Source organism: Photobacterium obscurum (assembly GCF_026191635.1).
Lineage (GTDB): Bacteria > Pseudomonadota > Gammaproteobacteria > Enterobacterales > Vibrionaceae > Photobacterium > Photobacterium obscurum.
This window is the reverse complement of the sequence record NZ_JAKRRW010000036.1, coordinates 1-19,246: the sequence shown is the minus strand read 5'-3', so window position 1 is coordinate 19,246 and position 19,246 is coordinate 1. Positions and strand designations below refer to the sequence as shown.

The window sequence follows — 19,246 nt, the reverse complement described above, 5'->3', positions numbered from 1 at the left end:
TCCGGTAGGATGTGGACGTGTCAGCAGATTCCTCGTTGCCCAGAGGTAATTCCAGCTGCCCTATAAGATCTGAATGAACCCCATCCACTCCCTGGCTGGAAGGCAGTTCTGTCTGGCGCGAATCAGTTTCTTCCGGATGCTCAAATATATCTGCCGGACCAGGGCACTCACAGTCTGCTGCATCATTTTTGCAACGGGGGCAGAACCCCCATTCGTCAAACTCACTCGTGTGAATAATGTCCTGTTCATGGTACTGGGATGAAGTATCCATATGTCGTGGTTCTCCGGCTCAGATGTCTGATATGCCTTGCAATATAGCTCTAATTGATCGACAGATCAATTACATTTTTCTAGGGTTAGTATCACATAAAACCAAGCTATAAATATTAAATATCTAAAATTCAGTTATTTATATTATTTTGGTGTGAGTTTTTTTGGTTTTTTTAATTTTGGTTCCGGGTGTGATTTCCGGTGTTTGGCGGCGGATAAGATGAAGTGTTTTTAGATGCACCCTGCGGGCAACCTTGCCCTATTTAACACACTCTCCTGCAGTCGTGCCTCCCTGGTATCGCTAGTTAAACCAAGCCATCTTCCAACCACAAACAACGTGCTTCGTAAATGTCTTGGCCCATTCGGGTCACGGTCAGGGCCTGGTAAATCAAGAACAGAGCAAGAGCTTTCACCCCTGGCGGGAAGTGCTGCAAATGTGCTGGGGTCTTTCATGTGATCGCTGCACTTCCTTTGTTTGCAAAGCCGTTTCCATCGCTCGTTTATCGCCAACTTCTGATCCTTCTGCCACAGAACCCAAATAGCAAAAGTGAAATGCACGCTCCGCGCTTTTGCTATTCAGAACCCTGTGTCAGTACGGGAAGTCAGGCGAAAACGACGATGAAAACCCAAACAAAGGAGCTACGCTATGTCACATTTCAGCCTTTTCCATCACAGCATCACTAACCCGCCAGGTGCGAGCAACGTATCCCCGTTGCAACAGTCAGGCTCTACAACAATGAATGGCGGCGCAGCGGAGTTCGTGATCGATCAGCGTTTGTATCGGCTGTATGAAAAGTTACGGGCAATTAATCCCAGCGTGTTAGTCATGGTAGAAACCTTAAATATTGCGCTAGCGGCAGAAGGCACGGTGATCACTACCAGTGAAGAATTAGAAAAGTTTATTGAGGCAATTGAAATGTTTGAAAAAGAGGAGGGCTTATCATGAGTTATTCTTCTTATCATCTCACTGTAGCGAAAACGATTTTAGGGCAACTCGGTGGTAATCGTTTTGTGGCTATGACCGGAGCAAAACAATTCGTTGCCATCGAGGCTCCTGGCTTGCAGTTTGATTTGCCCAAAGATAGCTGTTTTACAAAACAAGCTGTCTGCCGGGTGCAGGTTCGGCTCGATCCCTGCGATACCTATACGGTGTTGGCATTCTCAAAAAAACGTGGCCAGTTAGATTTTCTGGAAGTGTCACGCCAGTCTGGTGTGTACTGCGATATGTTGGAGGATGTATTTACAGATATGACGGGGTTGCTTACCCGGCTTTAAAGATTGAGCAGTCGCCCTACGGGCGACTGCTCTTTAATATTAGACGAGCCTTTCTATAACGGTTTCGCCGCGTATTTATAGCAGGGTGAAAGCTGTCAGAGGATTTCTTTCACGCGGCCGACATCACCGCTTTCCAGCCGGACTTTAATACCGTGTGGGTGGGTGGGTGATTTGGTCAGGAGATCTTTGACAATCCCCTTGGTCAGTGCGCCGGTGCGCTGGTCTTTTTTCAGTACAATCTGCACTTCCAGCCCGGGGTGAATATCTGCTCGGTTGGTGCCGCCCATAGTCTGTTTCTGCCTTTGTCTTTATCGGTAGCTGTTTGGTGTTCTGCAGCAAAAAATGTATTACAACTGTAATACATTTTCACTTTAGTTCGCTTCGTTGATGGCCTTGATCACCGCTTTCTGGTTGAGCTTTTCGCGCATATGGATCAGTCCGCGTAGCAGTTTGGCGCTGGTGATTTTTTTTCCTGTCACCTCGCTCAACTCTTCCAGCCATAAGTTCAGCTCGGCTTTGTCATTTTCAGGCAGGCGCATCGGCACCGGTGAGGTTCCCGTGGTCACGTTGCGGCGCGTGGCCACAGTGGTGATTTTCTCGTGCTTTTCCTGCTGCGCCTCAGGTTCTTCCTTGCGCTTGTTTCGGCGGCTCAGCGCCGTGGTACCGGTAAGTTTTTTCATAATTATGTATTACATTTGTTATACACTGACTCTTGCAATTAATTCTTTTGCAAGCAATTTATAGTCATTAAGTGCTGTTGAGCCTGGCTTGTAAGTCAGCAGCGGCTCGGCACTCACGCTGGCCTGGCCAATGGCTTCCGTACGACGGACCGAAGTGCTGAGTACCTTGTCGTCAAGCTCGTTGAGCTGCTCGTCAAGGAAGTTGTTGATCAGCTTGTTGGTCTTGGCGTATTCGTTGCGGAATACTGCAAAGTTCACATCCTCGCTTTCCTTCACCTCTTCCAGCGCATCCAGCAAATCTGCCAGGCCGTTGAGCGAGAACGACCCACCGTCAACCGGGATCAAAAACAGGTCGGCGGCCATCATGGCGTTGACCGAAGTCAGGCTCAGGTTCGGCGGGCAGTCGAGCAGCACTACATCGAAATCGTCTTTAATGGTTTCAAGCTGCTTGAGCAGAATACGCTCGCGGTGCACCTTGGTCAGGCTCTGCTCGATCACTCGGCTAAGACGGATATCGGTTGGGCACAGCGACAGGTTGGGGATCGCCTGCTCTGCTGCTACCGCCGGGATGATGGCATCAGTGATGGGGTATTTCTTGGCGGAATCGAAGACATGGCTAATGGTGGTATCGAACTCAAACTGGCCGCCGCTGAGTACCACGGTGAGGTTGGCCTGCGGGTCGAGATCGATAGCGAGGGTGCGTTTGCCTTCTCTGGCGAACTGCGCACCAAGGTTGATCGCCGTGGTGGTTTTACCTACGCCGCCTTTCTGATTGATGATTGCGATGACTTTCACTGAATAATACCTCCACTCGTGTATTACAAATGTAATACATTTTGTAGCGCAGGTTCAAGTGAATTCTACTTTTGTTGAACAGTTTTGCGTGACTCGTCCTGTTCGCGCTTGAAGTCTCTTCTTGGGGAAGGGTGATTAAATGATCCCTTTTTGCTGGTGATTTAATCATGGTGATGGAATGTAAATGATCATCGCTAATGACCTATGGGCAGAGAGGATTGCGCTATAAACAGAACCGCAGCTCTCATTTTTGTACCTGCTGTGCCTCAACGGCTCCAAATTACTTGATAGGGAGTTAAAATATGGACAGCCCTAGTATTACAATCAATCGAATTGGCATCGAGTTTGCTCATATCCGAGTAATCTCGATACCTTTGCTTTGAAATTTAGTGCCCCACGACCTCAATGAACTCTTCCACGTTCACATCGATGCGCTTTAGGATTTGTTTTATCTTATAAGGTGATAAATCAACGTCTTGCTTGTGGCAACCAAGCGTCATGATCCGTGTGCCTGGTCGCTGTATTTTGATCTCACTTCCTTTGCCGGAGCTGAATGAGCAGCTAAATTGTTTCTCCATCAGCTTTCTAAATCTAGATAGCTTGATGGAGGAAAATAGTCGGTAAGAGGTTTGAGGTTCACGAAGGCAAAACTCCAACTTTTCCAGCTCAGACTCATCATCAGATGTCTCTATTTCATATGGTGTGTAGTTATATGGCTCTGATATATCCTGATATTCTTTGTGCTGCCCTATGCGAGTTCTTAAAAAGAGGTTAACAAGGTAGATATGCGCCTTCTTTAACAATACATCATCAAACACCCCATTGAACCAGTACGGACTGTTTGCCAGAGTGCTGGTGTATGTTTGGTCGTTCAGCAAAATAGAATCGATGCATTTATATCTCGACTGTGGAACATCATGCTCAGGTATTATCATCAGTTCCGGGGTCGGTGACTGCAATTCAATCTGGATAATCATTTTGTTGTGTACAAGACGGTGCTTAGTCGCGTCCCAGCCCTTGAAAAGATATTGCCGTATTTCATATATATCATCAATGAGTGCTTTACGACTGTCCATGTCCAAAGTTGTTTCAGGCGATATTTCCTTTGCCAACATAATGTACAGTGGAATGGAAACATCAATAATCTCCTTGATATTGAATTCATTCAATATCAAGGGAGGAAAATTTTTAGGAAGAGGGTTACCAAATTGAGCAATGGCAAAATAAGCATACATCTCCCTAATTACATCGTGGATGATGCATATTGTGAATTTGAAGGCACTATGGATTGGTTCAAAGAAATACTTCTCAAAATGCAACATCGCCTCTGGCGCGGATTGATGAGCCCGTTTTTTTTTATAAGCAAACTTTTCAAAGCTAACCATAAAAGTCTTAAAATGATCTTTTATCGCCTGCATCTCATAGTAATGCTGTCCATGCCATTTATATTGGAAGGGATCCGTTAATCCATCCGCAATGAGCAAGGAATGAGCTTCGAAAATCCGTTCAAATAACTGTGTTACAGCCTCGGCCTCACGCCCTAGGTATGTACGGGTTCCCACGGGTAAACGGAAAGGGAGCCTGTCATCAAGCGGCAGAGCTTCGCCAGTAACTATCGGCCTGTCAGAATGCTCACTCACGTAATCACGAAATTCATTGTCAGCTTTGTATATTAGTCTTTTCGTTACTTTATCATTCAAGGTGCGGACCTATTGGTTGTTTTAATTATTGGTCTATATTACTAATATGATTTCAATCTGTAATGTAGATGACCGGTCAGGAAGAACATTTTCTTATTTAATTGTCAAGTTATGGTAATTTGCAGGTGGCATCAGGGTGAGAACCTGAATGTTCTCACCCTGGTGCAATCTCAACTAATTTATTAGAATAATAATAATAGCCATAACCACATCTATTGCTTTAAGCTATTTGTTTTTTGACCATAGACAGTTGTTTTTTCTCTGTGTATTTCTTCTGAAAATCTGTCGATAAATACTTTCGAATGTTTTTCATCTTAAACACATATTCAATTTTTTCGAGCAAAAGTTCATCTGTTGTCATGCAGATAGCTTCTTGCAGGGTAAAAAACTTATGTTTGAAAATATGGCAAAAGTAATCTTTTTTATGGCTAATTATATTTAGATCGTAAGGGATGTTTTGTGTGTTAAGGTGGTTGGTGATTTTTTTATATAGTTCGATTTGTGCTTCTACAGTATTTTCGGATACATATTTTTGGTTTAACAGGTTGGAGTATATGAAATCACCAGAACCGTAAATCGCACCATTTTCTAGTAATAGCTCAAAACAAAAGCAAAGTTTAGCTTTTACTGGGAAGTTTTCATCAAGCAGGAGATCTGAGGTCATCTCATCAAGGTATACCCGCATCCTGAAATTACTATCAACATATGACAGGTTTAATATGTCACCGATGATACCTGTGTTTTGGTGTTTCAAGCGCTCCAACTGGTAATGAATGGCTTCATTAGGGTACATCAACTGTGAATTGTCATCTTCGATTTCACTTAGTCCAAAACCGGCCCCTGGTACCAGATGCCCTGGGGTGCTTCCTAATATTTCTTCAGATTGTGTGAAATCAATGACGTTCATTGAGTTTACTGAGCTATCATCTTGAACGATTACTGAATTATAGATGCTCAGTGAATCCAATTCATTGTTGGCCAAACAAATAACAGCAATGTCTTTTTTTAGGTGGTCATAGGCAACACGAAACTGCCCTATTGTCTCGACAGAATAAGACTTACCTTGATATACCACGTAGATGTTCTTGTTTTGTGTTCTACCTATATGGCGATCTATGATTCTCTTGGCTACTCTTGGTGATATTTTATATTTTTCACAGATGAATAAATGGATTACAGATAAAAGGTACCCACCATTACTTGGCTTGTTGTCATTAGTCATTCTGAAAAGCTCATAATCAGAATGGTTCTTACACAATGTGATTTGTTTGAGCAGGTGTGAGTAGTTATTGAACTTTAATCCAATGATCTTTCCAAGCTCTATGGCAATGGTGTCTTTGAATTCAGTCAGGGATGTGCTTTTGTCCATCTCTCCAAGATCAATTAAGTCTTTTCGGATATTGACGATGATTTTGCTGAATTGTTTAGTATCAACGAGGTGAAATTTTTCTATCAATAAATGTAGCATTATAATATTTCCTAAACATCAATACCCCTCTAACTATTAATGCCTTTCATTATAATGAAACAATTAATGTATAGATTTAGTTGAAATGACTTTGATCTGAGGGTGATCCTACGCCGTCAGCGCGTAGAACAAAATGTACTATAAACAATTAGATTACGTCAATGGTTTTAATTCATTGTCTTATGGTTTTAAAAAAACTAACGCACTATAACTTTAAATTTATCTACAAAACAACAAACAGTTCATCGAACATTTTTACACACCACTCAATCACCAAATAGCCCAACACCCAGCTACGGAAGCAATGCTCCTGTCGGCAAGGCTGATTGCAATTTGACCCTAAACTTATCATTGAACTTAACCCCGTTCGGTTCGCTGATAATATTCAGCTCGATAGAACGAAGGGCCAGCACATGCTTGTCATCCAGCTTTCCCTGATGGGGGTAGTTCATCACAATCCGGTGTGCTTCCCGCGCCACTTGCTGGACCGGGTCATCCAAAATTGCATCCGATGTATAAAATAGCCTAGCCATAAAACCCTCTGAAATTACTTATAATATTAACATCTTATATGTTTGCGCGTATTACATTTGTAATACATTAAATTAATCTAAACCGGTTCGCCTTCCACTCAGAGCCATCGATAAGTCCCTGGTTATAGAAGCCCCCCCAGTCATAGAAAAAGGGGGCAAAACTGCTGCTGCCGGTCAGGTGGCTCAAACCAATACAGGCGATGATCACCGCTGCCGATATGGCGTATTCGATCGGGTCTCCGGTACGGAATCGTCCGCCGAACAAGTGAAAGCGCCGGTCACTGTAGGGAGAGAACGGCACACCGGAAACGGTCATCGCATCAGTCAGAATGTGGCTAACCCCACCCCAGGCAAACGCCATTAAGATCCCGTGAAAATCCCAGACAAAGGTAAAAGCCAGTGCGGCGATCAGCCAATGGCTAAAGATATGCGTCGGGCCACGGTGCTTGATGTGGCGTCCCGTCAGTTTGATAACGTATTCGAACCAGTCAGGTGCAGTTGCACCGGCTACGCAGGCTGCGACATGGGGTGGGGAAATAACCGCGCACAGGGCACCGGCGATCAGAGTATGGTTTAACCACTTCATGGCTGACCACTCGGTACATTGGCTGGGATCGGTGGCGGCAGGTAGACCAGTTTTTTCAGGTATTGGTTAACGCGCTCTGCCCGTGCGTTGTCGCACATCGAGATCAACGCCAGCCGGTTTTCGACGATCTGGGCCTCGAACTTGAGAATGTCGCGCTGGGCAGCGGCGACTTTCTCCAGAAACCCAACCTGCTCGGTAATATTGGCGATCCCCTGCCTGACCCTTGCCTGCGAGCGGGCTTCCATCACAAGATACAAGCCCATTTCCCTATAGGCATGGTTACGGTTAGCCAGAGACTGAGCAAAAGTAGCAACGTTTTTAGCAGTATTAACCCTGCGCTTGTGCTCCCATTCCCGCTCCCGAGCCTGTTCGGTGGTTGAGTAGAGCGGCATTTCACCGACAACGCCGATGTAGTGATCGGTGATCTCCGGCCAGTCACTGCGGTTGAACTGGTCAATGCTGGAGCGCACGCCGGCGACCAGGCTGAGGTCAATTTTGAATTTGGTTTTCTCGGGATAACAGTTGTTGACGACCGTGAAGATGGCATCGGGATCGACCGTCGGGGCGGCCTTCAGTGCCGGTGCCGGCGTGATAAAATGCGGCGTCTTTCCTTTCAGTGTCGGCAACTCGAACGGCTGAATATCCGGCGGCGGATCTGCGGGCTGGCTCCACGGCAGGCTGACATTCCATGTTTCCTCACTTGCCTCAGCATTATGTGGCAGCAACACAATCACATGATAGAGGGAAACCATTAGCAACATGGAAAAGTCACACGGTAACGCATGTAATAGCGGTTTAGTGAAGTTAATCGGCACGGGTCGAACGCCTCCCGCTACCAAGCATCTGCAATCCGCCGATCACCGCACCGGCTTCCCAGGCTCCGGAAACCACGCACATTGCCACCAAAAACCAGATCAATGCCTTGGTGGTATCGTAACTGACATCACTTTCCAGATTGATCCGCTGAGGGTCACGTCGTTCGATGATCGGGCGGACGGAAGGAGGCAGCCTCCCCTCTTCGCTGGTAGAGATCAGCCAGATTTTCGATGACATTAGGCATTTCCGCGCAATTTGCGCCTTGCGGCCAGTAAGCTTGTGGGCATCGTCAACAAATAGCATTGCCTGCGTATCAAGCAGGTAGTCGGCAAGCAAATCGGCTTTGAGCTGCAGGTTCAGTTTTCCCCAGGGGGTCGCATTCTCATCATCATGGGTAAATTCCTGATACCAATTCTCGATGCCTTTTACCTCCACCCAGCTGGAGAGCGGCATCAGCCCCTCAAGGAATATCGGCTGCGGCTTTTTGCCCCAGATAGCATGGCGGTTGTCACGCAGCCGCGTTAGCCACCGGCTTTTTCCTGAATCATGGGCGCCGGTGATCAGCTGGCACTGGGTGCGGCGCAGGCTGGTTTCCTTACGGCTATGGCTGGGTGCAAACTTGCGAGGTGCATCGACAATCAGCGGGGTTACGTATTTTGTACCGTCTTTTCGTTGCCGTTTATGGTCGGTTCGTAATTTTAAAAATCGCATGCCTTTTCCTATTCATCCACAATCAGCATATAAGATCTAACCTGATGTTGGATTGGCATATTGTGGCTTTTCGGTTGACTTCAATACTCGCTTGTAATCGTGTTGTTTCTCGATAAATTTATTTTGAATCATCGTGTTCGGATAACCGTTGGCTTTTTCGAACAGCGCGGAAAATTTTTATCCAAACGTAAGGGGTAAACATTATGGGCAGGATTGATGATGTTGGCTGAGGATGTGTTGTGCAGGAATATCGGTCGTTTGTTTCGGACGGGTGATCACAGTTTTCCTGTCTTGCCTGTGCTCTGTAAGAACATTAAGAAAAACAACTTATTGCCTGATCCTGTGGTTTGTTGTGTTAACTCGAAGAGTTATCCACAATCCACAGGTATATATAACAATATATATAGATCTATAGATCTATATAAAGATCTATAAGATCTATAGGGTCTGAAAAGCTCTTTTAAATCAGTAATCTACAAGCTTTGAGGTTACATTTTTTTAGTGCTCAAGTCACAAAAAATTAGTCTGACGGTTATATTTTTTTAGTCTGACGGTCACATTTTTTTAGTGTTCACGATCATTTTTTTAGTCTGACGGTCACACTTTTTTAGTGTCATGGTGTTGATTGCCCACATGGTCACACATTTTTAGTATTTTGAGGCAAAAATGGCTTTTAAGGTCATCGATTTTTAGTATTATTGGGCAAACACTAAAAATCTGTGACCATAGGCACGGTAAAAATGACCGACAACTCTGACAAGCGCTTTCAAATCACCACGGAACATTCCAAGGAACTCCCTAACCAGTTCTTCAAGAAAAGCCATGAGTTGATCTTCAGCCAGCTGGCACTGACGGCACGTGAACACGACATGATGGCGTTGTTCCTGTCGCGCCTGAACCGTGAGCATTGGACAGATTTTCTGGAAAAGCGGGATATTCACGCCCCGCAGTACACCTTCCATGCCGATGTGCTGAAAGAATGGTTCGGCCTGTCATCAAAGCAGCTGTATCCCACGTTGCGCTCGGTGGCCGAGCGACTTTCCAGCCGCAAAGTGGGCCTGGCCAACGACGGTTCTGAAGAGTTTGACTTCATCCCGTTGTTTGCCAGGGTGAAATACAGCAAGGGTGCACTCACCATTGTGCCGAACAGTGAACTGATTAACGCCTATGTCGATTACTCGGCGGGCCATGCGCAGATTAACCACCACGCCTTCCGTAGCCTCAAATCCGAGCATTCCAAGCGCCTGTATACGCTTTTGTCGCGTTTTAAAGATAGCGGAACGCATTTGCACCCTCAGCGCATAGAATCGCTTCACGCGCTTTACGGGCTGCTTGACGAGAAAGGTAAGCTGCTGAAAAAGAGCTACAGCCAAAACAAGGTTTTCATCGACCGCTGTATCAAAAAACCGATCGAGGAAATGACCAAGAGCCTTGAGGTCAGCAAGGATCTGGAATTTTTGATCGACGAGAAGAGCGGCAACCTGGGTTTTGCCCCCGTGATGCAAGGGCGCCGTATTGTCGCCATTGAGTTTTTGTACCGCTGGAAGATGAATGACAACCAGGCTGAAAAACTGGCCCGTGCCGAGTTGGAGAAGGAAACGGTACCTGACAACCCGATGCTGCAATTGGTCCGGGAGGCCTATAACATCGTTATGGCCCACCCGTTAGATGGAAAACTCAACGAGAAACATTTGCTTGCACTCCAGTCGGTGGAAATGGGGATCATCGCCCTGCCGGAAGACATTATTTTTGACGAGGCATTCAAGGCCAAGCTCGATCAGGCCTGGGGCTAGCGAAAACCAACCGCATGCAGGGGCGCCCTGTACCTCCCCGCAATTTTCCCCTGCAAAGCCAAGATCTTTTCTTAGCGTGCGCTACAGCGCGTTTGAGCGGCAGTTTATCGATAGCTTTCACAGTTCCCTTTCATCTACTGATCCTTTAGCGTGGGGAGAACGGAATGATGATAGCGATGGGGATATGATGGCCAACTATGCTTACCTGCGTGTTTCAACCGACAGCCAGGATGTTGCCAACCAGCAGCATGGTATCTACGAGTATGCGAACCGGATCGGCCTGACGGATCTGGTATTTGTCGAAGATACGGTGACAGGCAAGAAGAAATGGCACCAGCGCAAGCTAGGTCCTTTGCTTGAAGGTATGGTCGAGGGAGATACCGTTCTCTTCTCGGAGGTAACGCGTATGGCCCGTTCTACCTTGCAGGTGCTTGAGGTTTTGGAGTTGTGTATGGAAAAACAGCTGAAAGTCCATATTGCCAAGCAAAACATGCGGCTGGATGGCTCGCTGCAGTCAAAAATCATTGCCACCATGCTGGGATTGGCCGGTGAAATCGAGCGTGAGTTTATCCGCATGCGGACCACCGAGGCCCTGGCGGCACGCAAGGCGGCTGGCTATGTATTGGGGCGTCCGAAAGGCGAGGCCAAAACTCTGAAGCTTGATGCGAAGCGCGATCAGATCGAGAAGTATCTCGGGATGGGGCTGGGGATCCGGGCAACTGCAAAACTGATTGACGAAGCGCCGAGTACATTGAGCAATTACGTGAAACGGCGCGGACTGTAGCGGTTTTATGTATTACAAATGTAATACATTGGTGGTAGGTTATGTGTTGCTCTGATCTTGGGTAAAGATACGAAGCCGTGCTTGCTTATTATGCTTACAAGCATTTTCTAATGTTAAGCCTCATTGATAAAATCAGTAACTGTTTTTATAGATATGTTATCTGCTACTTTTAAACAAAGTGTTTTTTCGGGTAAATCATAGCTTTCACAAAGCATTTCGAAGTCATCCTGATTAAAGTCGATTGATTCTGATAAAATGGCTTTCCATCTATCTTGTACTACCTTGTTCCAACAGGCTTCCTGGTAAATACCATTAATCTTATATGCTTTTGATATTTTGAATATTACATCGCCAAATAAGTTTGTAATATGAGAGTTTTTATCTTTAAGTATAATCTTAAGATTGAAGTTACTATCAATTTCATTTGAATCAGAGTTATCAAGGACCTGTAGCTTTTTCTCTGAATCCAATTTTGACAGGTATCCAACTAAAGCAACTTCCAACTCATACATATTATTGAACTCTTCATATCCAATACAATCGCCTGAGCTCTTATCTATTGATTGTATCAGGTAAATCTCTTCATTATTTTTAGTCGATAATTCTTTGTTATTAATGTTAATGGTGTTTGAGAAGTAAGCCGCAGCCTCGGCGATTTTTTTTACTAAAAGCTCACTCTCTAAAGCCTTGTTGTTGTTGTACTGGAATATTGGCTCTTTATAAAATCCCTCCCATATTAGTCCGTTTTTGTTTATCTTTCCTGGTTTATATGCAGCTGTCAAAGAGTGGGCTAAATTATCAGCATTATAATAAGCCTCAAGTGTTAAATAAACCGTATCGCTTGAACTCATAATCGTTGTTGAAATCTCATAACAGAACCCTTTTTCTCTCTCTCGTTTCTCCATATGGGGTGTTAAAGGTCGCTTGTCTATTATTGACCGAATATAAATATTGTTCTTCAATTCGTTTATGGAATCTTCAAGGGTATACCACCCTTGTATGTGTTCCATCAACCATCCGTTTTCCGGCAATAACTCATCATTATCAGCATTTTTTCCATACCCCCAAAATACCCCCCATGATTGATGTTGCGGGACAAAATACGGTGTCTGTAGTTCACTGGACTGGCACTCCAAAGCTTTTGCTATCTTGTCTAGAGACTCAGGTGTCGTCCGGCCGTTCTGTCTTATTCTTGATATTTGCTTGGTGGATATACTACAGGCATGACTGAGACTATCCAGCGTATGTCCTTTATCTGCCATTAGGAATTTTAGTTTGTCAGGGATAATTGTTATTGAATCTTGTGCCATAATATTTTCCGTAGTATTTCATCTCAATATGTTGCCCAACAATATCAGTCATAATGATGACCACTGTAGTGCTCTTTGTGGACATCATGAGACATCAAGCCTTTCTTTAATTCAAGATTTTGCTTTTTTGCTGTGATTCTGTCGAACAGTTGAGTTGCACATAAAGACAATTCGTTTTTTTTATTCGATGAAATCAATTTGGACATCGAGAAAAGTAATTTCTATAAATTTGATTGAGAACTTGTGGCGAACTACAGGGGGATTATGAATACTCCAGCTTCTGAGCTCCTTTTGTATGAAGCTGCCACTTTTTCTCAACTCAGCACGCTGTAAACCGTCGTCCGGCTGCAGCCCTGCTGCTTGCTGATCGCATGTTTGTTCATCCCCTGTTCGGCCAGATCCCGTATCTGTTGGTGAAGCTTAAGGTTGGCATGTCGCCCTGGGTGCCTCCCCTTGGCTTTGGTCCGGTCTTCATTTCAGTACTTAACAATGCACTGCAATGAAGGCAAAGGCCGAAATCGTGGAAAATCAATCTGGGTAAGAGTAAAACAGAACGATACAGCGCCGAGCACCCTGAGTAATTACGTGAAGTGGTGCGGTTTGTAGCGGTTTTGTGTATTACAAATGTAATACACAAATTGCCAGCGTCAGCCCGTTTTCAACCTCGCGGTGATCACTTTTTTCACCGCTGTGGTTGCAGCGTTTGCGTAGAGTTCACTCAACCGCCTTGAACCAATACGCCTGTCAGAGGCCCGCAGAATGTCGGTCAAACCCCAGTAGTCATTTTCAAATTTTTTGCTGAGCAGCTCATTCCTTGGGGTGTCAATATAATCCCTTATCAGGGATGAAATCGCTGATATGTCATTCAGGTACGGATAGTGCTCGGGATCTTCCCTCTCCGGGGAATTGGTACCGGCAAAATCTTTTGGGTAGTCCCAGACCACTTCTTTGTTCAGGGCTACCCAATAGCGGGGGCAGTCGGTACTTCCCCGCTGGCTCTTCATCCGGTAGACGCGGCATTGGATCTGAAGATCCAGATCTTCTGCCCTCAGTTGATATATTTCTTTTTGGAGCTTGCTCCATGGTCTGGCCATTGCTGGTTATTTTCCTGTTTGGTACTGCTGGGCGAATATGCGGTATGTGCCTGTGAAGTCAGGCAGGCCGTTTTCCATCCACAGTTTCGGTGGTTAGATCGGGTAAAAGACGGGGATAACCTGCGAGAGGTCAGGCGCTACGGGTGACTATTAAACATTATCCCGTAACGCAAAATATAAGGCCGCCGTAGCGGCCCTAATTTTCTTTGAGATTATCCAAACAAGCTGTTGCGCTCTATAGGCGGTATGTTTATTTTTTTTCGTTGTTACGTACGACCAAATCAAAGTTAGGGTCGTCAGCCTGAATACACATTCTCCAGTAAATCACCGTTTTGTATATCCAGTACACGATAGCGCCAAAGGCCAGCAGTATGATCCAGGCGTTGTCGCCCGTAACCGAAACCCCGGTAGGATCCTGATTCAGAAAAAGAGTCAGGGTCAGTAGTGAAGCGACCAGGTTAAACGCAACCCAAATATATTTATTTTTCATGTTACCTCAGAGACAGACAGCCAGCTAAACAGCCGGCAATTATACTGGCTTAATCGTACTGCAAAGCAGAAACATTCGATATATAAAGCTCGCCTTACGTTTAATAGGTTATTTTTTCTCCATCGTTTGGTGGGTAACCAACAATACAGATATAAAAGCTCTCAGAATCGTTCTAAGTGTTGTTTTTGTTTTACATAAATCTCGTATGAAATGAGAAATCGACATTCGCATGTTAATACGGTTTCTTCGGGGGATTGAAAAGGGCTCACATATAAAAAATACCAATGAACACGCTTACGACAATTGCAATCAGTGTTAAAAATATCGTAAAGCCAACAATATGTTCTTCAAGAGATGCGAAGCATTCCTCTAAGTATTTAAATAGTTTTATCACTTTTGATGTTCCTCTTGATCATTTATCGGCTTCTTTCTGAGTGTTCTCAGAAGATAATTCTTTGCTGATAATTTGATGTCAGTTGAGTCCATATATTCTACCAGATATTTATCGGTAGTAATTACAGAATCCCCAAAAAGCGGTGCGTTCAGTGCGCTTTTCGTTGAATGGTGTGTTTTTTTTTCACTGTTTCCGTGGATAACCAACGTCAGGCTAGACGTTACAGGTAACAAAAATCATAACGCTGTAACGTAAAAAGACCGCCAAATGGCAGCCTTTCTGTGATTCTTACTTCGAGCGTTATGGTAAATATCTATCTAACTTTTGTCGCATATGTAAGTTGGCTGGCAACTTTCCAGCCATTGTCAGAAATGATTTTGTCTGCTTGAACATCGGCTTCATTCTGCGATTTTGCTTTAACAGAGACAACCAAGAAACTATCAAAGCCATCTTTCTCAACCGATTCAGACCAACGGTTGTAATTGTCATTAGCGTTGCTGCTCGGTCGTCTCTTAATTGAACGCTCATACAAAGCTTTTCGTACATCATCAACAGTAGGGTTTGGATTATTGATAAGCTTAAGGTAACCCTGATTGCCCGTAGAATACGCAACCCAAGTTTTTGTGTTAAGACAAATATTTTTTTGATACATAAATTTAAACCGTATTTATTTATAGATAAAAATGCCGACTAGTACGACCTATCGATTACATATGCTATATAGCAAAAAAGTTGCGATTTTGAGGGTAACAAAAAAGTTACAAATTATAAGACAGAAAAAACACTACACTGGAGATATCGAAAGGTGCAGTATATGCCTATTATGGTAAATATCCCAGTTAGGTACCGAAAACAGCCTTCCTAGCCCCTTAGAAGCTTGTAGTGACGATTTCAGAAAACTGATCAAGGCGATATGCTTCCGAATCCGCTTGAAAGTTTGTGACGGTTTTAGCTCTATTAACAGGGTGATTTGGAACGTTATGATTTCAAGGTTTTTGCTGCATCAAACAGTCATTTCTCTTAACTAAGCACGCTGTAAACCGTCGTCCGGCTGCAGCCCAGCTCTTTGCTGATCGCATGCTTGTTCATTCCTTTATTTGCTAATTCTCGTATCTGTTGGTGAAGCTTTAGGTTGGCATGTCGCCCCAAATGCTTCCCCTCGGCCTTGGCTTTGGCTCTGCCCTCATTACAGCGCTGCAAGATCCGCTTGCGCTCCATCTCGGCAAAGGCCGAAATCGTGGTGTAAATCACCCGGCCAATGTCGCTGTTAATGTCCACGTCCCCCAAATCGTGGAAGACCAGCCCGGCGCCTTTCTTGGCCAGGGTATCGGCGATGTTCAGGGCATCGATGGTATTGCGGGCCAGGCGGTCCACTTTCATGACATGAATGGTGTCTCCCTCGCGGGAGAAGTCGATCAGTGCCTTTAATTGAGAGCGCTCAGAGTCCTTACCACTGGCACTTTCTTGAAATATCTTTTCGCAGCCGACCTCTTTGAGCTGTTCGACTTGAATATCGAGAGACTGATCTCTTGCGCTGACCCGCGCATATCCGATAAGCATTAAATGCACCCAAAACTGAACATAATGATGTTTAATATTTTATGTGCATGTTCACTAACTATCAATTGGACATTGTGTACGGTTAATGCATTGCCTGATTAGGCTGCACTGAAAGTACACCTTTGTGGACAGTCATTGACTGTCGGTTCTTCGAATAACAATGAAATTCCAGTTCAAGCCGTGTCCTGAGAAGAATAGCTGTGAAGTATTACTGTAATTACGATAATTACAGTAAATATCGTAATTATCGATTTACAATGGTGAGTGCTTTTTATACAATGGGTTAAGTTGGTGTATTGGTTGGGAGAAGGTTGATGGTTGCGGCAAAAGTGACAGTTGAAAATGTGTTTGCGACGGCAAACCGTATTGTTGAGCAAGGTGAAAAGCCAACAGTACTAAAAGTCCATAAAGCCTTGGGTGTCGGTAGCTACAGCACGATTCAGAAACACCTGAAAGCCTGGGAGGAATCGGATGCTGGTCAGGAGGCTATGAAGGCGGCCTTGCCAGAAGAGATCATCCTGCCAAATAATGCCCAGGACGCCATGGGCGATGCCATGAAAATCATCTGGAGTGCGGCACAGAAAGCGGCCAATTCACTGATTGAAAAACACCAACTTGCCATTCAGTCCGATCATGAAGAACAAGAAACCATTGTACGAGAGGTACTGAGTAAAGTTGATGTGACGGAGCAGCGTTTAAAAGAAGCGGAAGCGCGGGTTCGCCAGCTTGAATCAGAGCGTGATGCTTCTATCGATGAGCGTGCAACACTACGCCAGCAGCTGGATGCCTCGCAACTTGAACTGTCTCGAGAGCAGAGTGCCAACAAAGAGAAGGCAAATCAGCATGCCATGGAAGTGGCGAACCTAAATGCCCAGGTCGATGAACTCAAGCAAGCACTGGCCCAATCGAACGATACGCTATCCAGCAGCCAGCATGATCTGATCGCCGAGCTGGCCAAGCATGATGAAAGCAAACAGCAACTCGCTTCTGTGACCGCAGAGCTGAAAGCAAGCGAACGCCTGTTGGGTAACCTTGAAAGCCAAATCACCGAATTAAAAGTTAACAATCGTGAATACCGCGACAGTGTCACCGAAACCCGCAATGCGCTGACCGATGCAAGAGTGTCAGAATCTGCTCTGGGTGCCGAACTGAAAGATGCGCGTAATGTCATTGATGAGCTCAAAGAGCAGCTGTCTGAGTCACAGAAAGGCTTTAACAGTCTTAAGAATGACAATGTTGAATTGCGCAAAGTGCTGGATGGCGATATTGGTAGTTACCTGCAGAGCCTGAGCAAGAAATAACGCCGCCCTGCTTGGTTTCTTCATTCTCTCCACCCAGCCCTTTTTCCTGTTAGCCATCACGCCAGGCACCTCTCCAGCTTGCGCTTAACGCTTCGCGTCAAAGTCGGTAAGGTTGGCGTCATGGCTAACAGGAGGTCTCGGTTTTGTTCATTACAAAAGTCGTAGGGCACTCTTTGTTTACCAACCCCTAACCCCAGGCTTGGGGTAGTGTTCGCCTTCGGCCAACACAGGTCGGCGCACCGCAAAAGCAAACAGCGCTTTCGCCGTGCGTTCACCATTTCCAATGAATTTGGCCACCCCGTGTGCTCTAAGCCCCGCCAATACGGGGTTTATGAGTCTTGATGTATTACAAATGTAATACATTTGTCGTAGTTCACCACTTCTGTCAATACTGACTATGCCGCCCCACGAGCGGGACAAAAGTGATTTATCTTGAGCCGTGGCGGGCCTGATGATTAAGGCTGGTAGTATCGCCACAATCAGTTGTTAGCTGTAGGGCGGGTTACCCGTTATTACCATGCCAGTATTCTTTGAACCTTTGCCTGAGTGTTTTATGTGGAGTACGGTCTGGCCTGATACCTGTGGCTTTGAACAAATCGAGATCGTATTCACCAGGTGCTTCGCGTTCAGGCTTTTCGGACGGATCTTTGGGCTGGAATGTAATGCAGATATCAGGATAACGATACCCGGTTATTATCGGTCTATTCAGCTTCGTTTCCTCATCCCGATCCAGCTCAATTCGTTCCATACCCGGTTCACTTCCTTGTCGGTTGGTGTTTTTTTGAACTCTCTGCTTGAGAGGGATTTCGTATCCTAGGCAGTATTATAGCCACTTTTCCTATTATTGAGTCCTTTGTTGCTTAAAAACAGAAAGTTAAGTGTTAACATTATCGTCTAAGTTAAGTCGTTTTATAGGGTTTCGATGGGTATTTTAACGTTTTCTGCTGATGATATTCGCTCAAAGGTATGGCCAGAATTCATGCTTCGTCCTCTGGATTCAACATCTTCAGAGTCATCTGTGGCGTCAGTTATGCTCGTTCACAACCAGGGCGTGTACCTCATGGCCACTTCATACCTGCCGGAATCTTCTCCAGAGAAAAGTATCGCCTACGCTCAAGGGTGTGACCCAAGTAAGGATGTTGACTGGTACCAGACATCCCGTGAGTTGGTCGGCGCTGATGATTTCTGCCAGCCGCTTCCTCCCGAGTGGTTCGAAAGGGCAATTCTGGAGGAGTATACTGTTGTTCGAATCGAGGTTACTGAAAACGACATTTCGTTCGTTGAGATAAAGTAAATCGGTACAGCGCAAAAGCAGGCAGTGCCATCGTCGTGCGGGTGGCTTTCCTGATTGTTGAAATTACGTAAGTGCGGTAAGTTATGCGGATAAGGCTGCCCAGCATGTCACTCTAAGGTTTCCGGCACATACCATCTGGCCATCACGTTACAGCGCCCTCGCGGTATCAACGTGACGCAACCACTACACCGCCAAGGCAACGTCATGGGCCTGCACCCTTTCCATTGCTGGGCACTTTGTGTGCCTTGCTACCAACCCCTGCCCCCAAGCTTGGGGTAGTGTTCGCCTTCGGCCAACACAGGTCGGCGCACCGCAAAAGCAAACAGCGCTTTCGCCGTGCGGTCAGCATCTCCAATGAATTTGGCCACCCCATGCGCTGCAAGCCCCGCCAG

General features: G+C 45.4%; 21 protein-coding genes and 1 pseudogene. 6 read left to right on the top strand and 16 right to left on the bottom strand.

Going from position 1 to position 19,246, the window contains the following annotated elements; all coding sequences use genetic code 11:
- The first annotated feature begins 916 nt into the window (after nucleotides 1-916).
- Together MD588_RS24980 and MD588_RS24975 are read left to right on the top strand one after the other, a co-directional pair.
- Nucleotides 917-1,216 (top strand): hypothetical protein, encoded by a 300-nt coding sequence (locus MD588_RS24980; RefSeq protein WP_265700640.1) that lies wholly within the window; start codon nucleotides 917-919, stop codon nucleotides 1,214-1,216.
- On the top strand, nucleotides 1,213-1,545 hold the full coding sequence (locus tag MD588_RS24975) for a hypothetical protein (RefSeq protein ID WP_265700639.1): 333 nt from the start codon (nucleotides 1,213-1,215) through the stop codon (nucleotides 1,543-1,545). The genes MD588_RS24980 and MD588_RS24975 overlap by 4 nt, the downstream gene beginning before the upstream one ends.
- A 95-nt stretch (nucleotides 1,546-1,640) precedes the next feature.
- On the opposite strand, the gene MD588_RS24970 is transcribed toward MD588_RS24975, so the two are convergent.
- The 9 genes from MD588_RS24970 to MD588_RS24930 form a co-directional block, all read right to left on the bottom strand.
- Nucleotides 1,641-1,832 carry a YwbE family protein gene (locus MD588_RS24970; RefSeq protein ID WP_265700637.1) on the bottom strand — a complete coding sequence of 64 codons (192 nt, stop codon included), beginning with the start codon at nucleotides 1,830-1,832 and terminating at the stop codon, nucleotides 1,641-1,643.
- Nucleotides 1,833-1,916: 84 nt separating this feature from the next.
- Complete coding sequence (locus MD588_RS24965; RefSeq protein WP_265700636.1) at nucleotides 1,917-2,225, bottom strand: hypothetical protein; 309 nt, start codon at nucleotides 2,223-2,225, stop codon at nucleotides 1,917-1,919.
- A gap of 18 nt (nucleotides 2,226-2,243) precedes the next feature.
- Nucleotides 2,244-3,020 carry a ParA family protein gene (locus MD588_RS24960; protein ID WP_265700635.1) on the bottom strand — a complete coding sequence of 259 codons (777 nt, stop codon included), beginning with the start codon at nucleotides 3,018-3,020 and terminating at the stop codon, nucleotides 2,244-2,246.
- 386 nt (nucleotides 3,021-3,406) lie between these two features.
- Complete coding sequence (locus MD588_RS24955; protein WP_265700634.1) at nucleotides 3,407-4,720, bottom strand: hypothetical protein; 1,314 nt, start codon at nucleotides 4,718-4,720, stop codon at nucleotides 3,407-3,409.
- Nucleotides 4,721-4,940: 220 nt separating this feature from the next.
- On the bottom strand, nucleotides 4,941-6,188 hold the full coding sequence (locus tag MD588_RS24950) for a hypothetical protein (protein ID WP_265700632.1): 1,248 nt from the start codon (nucleotides 6,186-6,188) through the stop codon (nucleotides 4,941-4,943).
- Between the two features lie 293 nt (nucleotides 6,189-6,481).
- A complete protein-coding gene (locus tag MD588_RS24945; RefSeq protein WP_265700630.1) occupies nucleotides 6,482-6,721 on the bottom strand; it encodes a hypothetical protein in 240 nt (79 codons plus the stop codon).
- 67 nt (nucleotides 6,722-6,788) lie between these two features.
- A complete protein-coding gene (locus tag MD588_RS24940) occupies nucleotides 6,789-7,307 on the bottom strand; it encodes a metal-dependent hydrolase (protein ID WP_265700628.1) in 519 nt (172 codons plus the stop codon).
- A complete protein-coding gene (locus tag MD588_RS24935) occupies nucleotides 7,304-8,122 on the bottom strand; it encodes a hypothetical protein (protein WP_407676616.1) in 819 nt (272 codons plus the stop codon). Before MD588_RS24935 ends, MD588_RS24940 begins: the two co-directional genes overlap by 4 nt.
- Complete coding sequence (locus tag MD588_RS24930; protein ID WP_265700627.1) at nucleotides 8,112-8,834, bottom strand: hypothetical protein; 723 nt, start codon at nucleotides 8,832-8,834, stop codon at nucleotides 8,112-8,114. The genes MD588_RS24935 and MD588_RS24930 overlap by 11 nt, the downstream gene beginning before the upstream one ends.
- A 740-nt stretch (nucleotides 8,835-9,574) precedes the next feature.
- Between MD588_RS24930 and MD588_RS24925 the strand changes: the two genes are divergently transcribed.
- Together MD588_RS24925 and MD588_RS24920 are read left to right on the top strand one after the other, a co-directional pair.
- Nucleotides 9,575-10,627 (top strand): replication initiation protein, encoded by a 1,053-nt coding sequence (locus MD588_RS24925; protein ID WP_265700625.1) that lies wholly within the window; start codon nucleotides 9,575-9,577, stop codon nucleotides 10,625-10,627.
- 187 nt (nucleotides 10,628-10,814) lie between these two features.
- Nucleotides 10,815-11,411: a recombinase family protein gene (locus tag MD588_RS24920; RefSeq protein ID WP_265700623.1), complete on the top strand. Its 597-nt coding sequence runs from the start codon at nucleotides 10,815-10,817 to the stop codon at nucleotides 11,409-11,411.
- A gap of 113 nt (nucleotides 11,412-11,524) precedes the next feature.
- Here MD588_RS24920 and MD588_RS24915 read toward each other — a convergent pair whose 3' ends face one another.
- From MD588_RS24915 to MD588_RS24890, 6 genes and pseudogenes are all read right to left on the bottom strand, one after another.
- Nucleotides 11,525-12,721 carry a helix-turn-helix domain-containing protein gene (locus MD588_RS24915; RefSeq protein ID WP_265700622.1) on the bottom strand — a complete coding sequence of 399 codons (1,197 nt, stop codon included), beginning with the start codon at nucleotides 12,719-12,721 and terminating at the stop codon, nucleotides 11,525-11,527.
- 314 nt (nucleotides 12,722-13,035) lie between these two features.
- Nucleotides 13,036-13,179: pseudogene (locus tag MD588_RS24910) on the bottom strand (helix-turn-helix domain-containing protein); the annotation flags it as partial.
- Between the two features lie 189 nt (nucleotides 13,180-13,368).
- The gene (locus MD588_RS24905) at nucleotides 13,369-13,815 is read right to left on the bottom strand and encodes an SF0329 family protein (RefSeq protein WP_265700620.1); all 447 of its coding nucleotides are present in this window, start codon (nucleotides 13,813-13,815) and stop codon (nucleotides 13,369-13,371) included.
- Between the two features lie 250 nt (nucleotides 13,816-14,065).
- Nucleotides 14,066-14,305 (bottom strand): hypothetical protein, encoded by a 240-nt coding sequence (locus MD588_RS24900; protein ID WP_265700618.1) that lies wholly within the window; start codon nucleotides 14,303-14,305, stop codon nucleotides 14,066-14,068.
- Nucleotides 14,306-15,012: 707 nt separating this feature from the next.
- Nucleotides 15,013-15,351, bottom strand: coding sequence for a hypothetical protein (locus MD588_RS24895; protein ID WP_265700617.1), 339 nt, complete (start codon nucleotides 15,349-15,351; stop codon nucleotides 15,013-15,015).
- A gap of 368 nt (nucleotides 15,352-15,719) precedes the next feature.
- On the bottom strand, nucleotides 15,720-16,259 hold the full coding sequence (locus tag MD588_RS24890) for a recombinase family protein (protein WP_265700615.1): 540 nt from the start codon (nucleotides 16,257-16,259) through the stop codon (nucleotides 15,720-15,722).
- A 314-nt stretch (nucleotides 16,260-16,573) separates the two neighbouring features.
- On the opposite strand from MD588_RS24890, the gene MD588_RS24885 reads away from it, so the two are divergent.
- On the top strand, nucleotides 16,574-17,560 hold the full coding sequence (locus MD588_RS24885; RefSeq protein ID WP_265700614.1) for a DNA-binding protein: 987 nt from the start codon (nucleotides 16,574-16,576) through the stop codon (nucleotides 17,558-17,560).
- A 502-nt stretch (nucleotides 17,561-18,062) separates the two neighbouring features.
- Here MD588_RS24885 and MD588_RS24880 read toward each other — a convergent pair.
- Nucleotides 18,063-18,308, bottom strand: a complete 246-nt coding sequence (locus tag MD588_RS24880) for a hypothetical protein (RefSeq protein WP_265700613.1) — start codon at nucleotides 18,306-18,308, stop codon at nucleotides 18,063-18,065.
- A 174-nt stretch (nucleotides 18,309-18,482) separates the two neighbouring features.
- On the opposite strand from MD588_RS24880, the gene MD588_RS24875 reads away from it, so the two are divergent.
- Complete coding sequence (locus MD588_RS24875; RefSeq protein WP_265700612.1) at nucleotides 18,483-18,854, top strand: DUF3085 domain-containing protein; 372 nt, start codon at nucleotides 18,483-18,485, stop codon at nucleotides 18,852-18,854.
- Nucleotides 18,855-19,246: the final 392 nt, after the last annotated feature.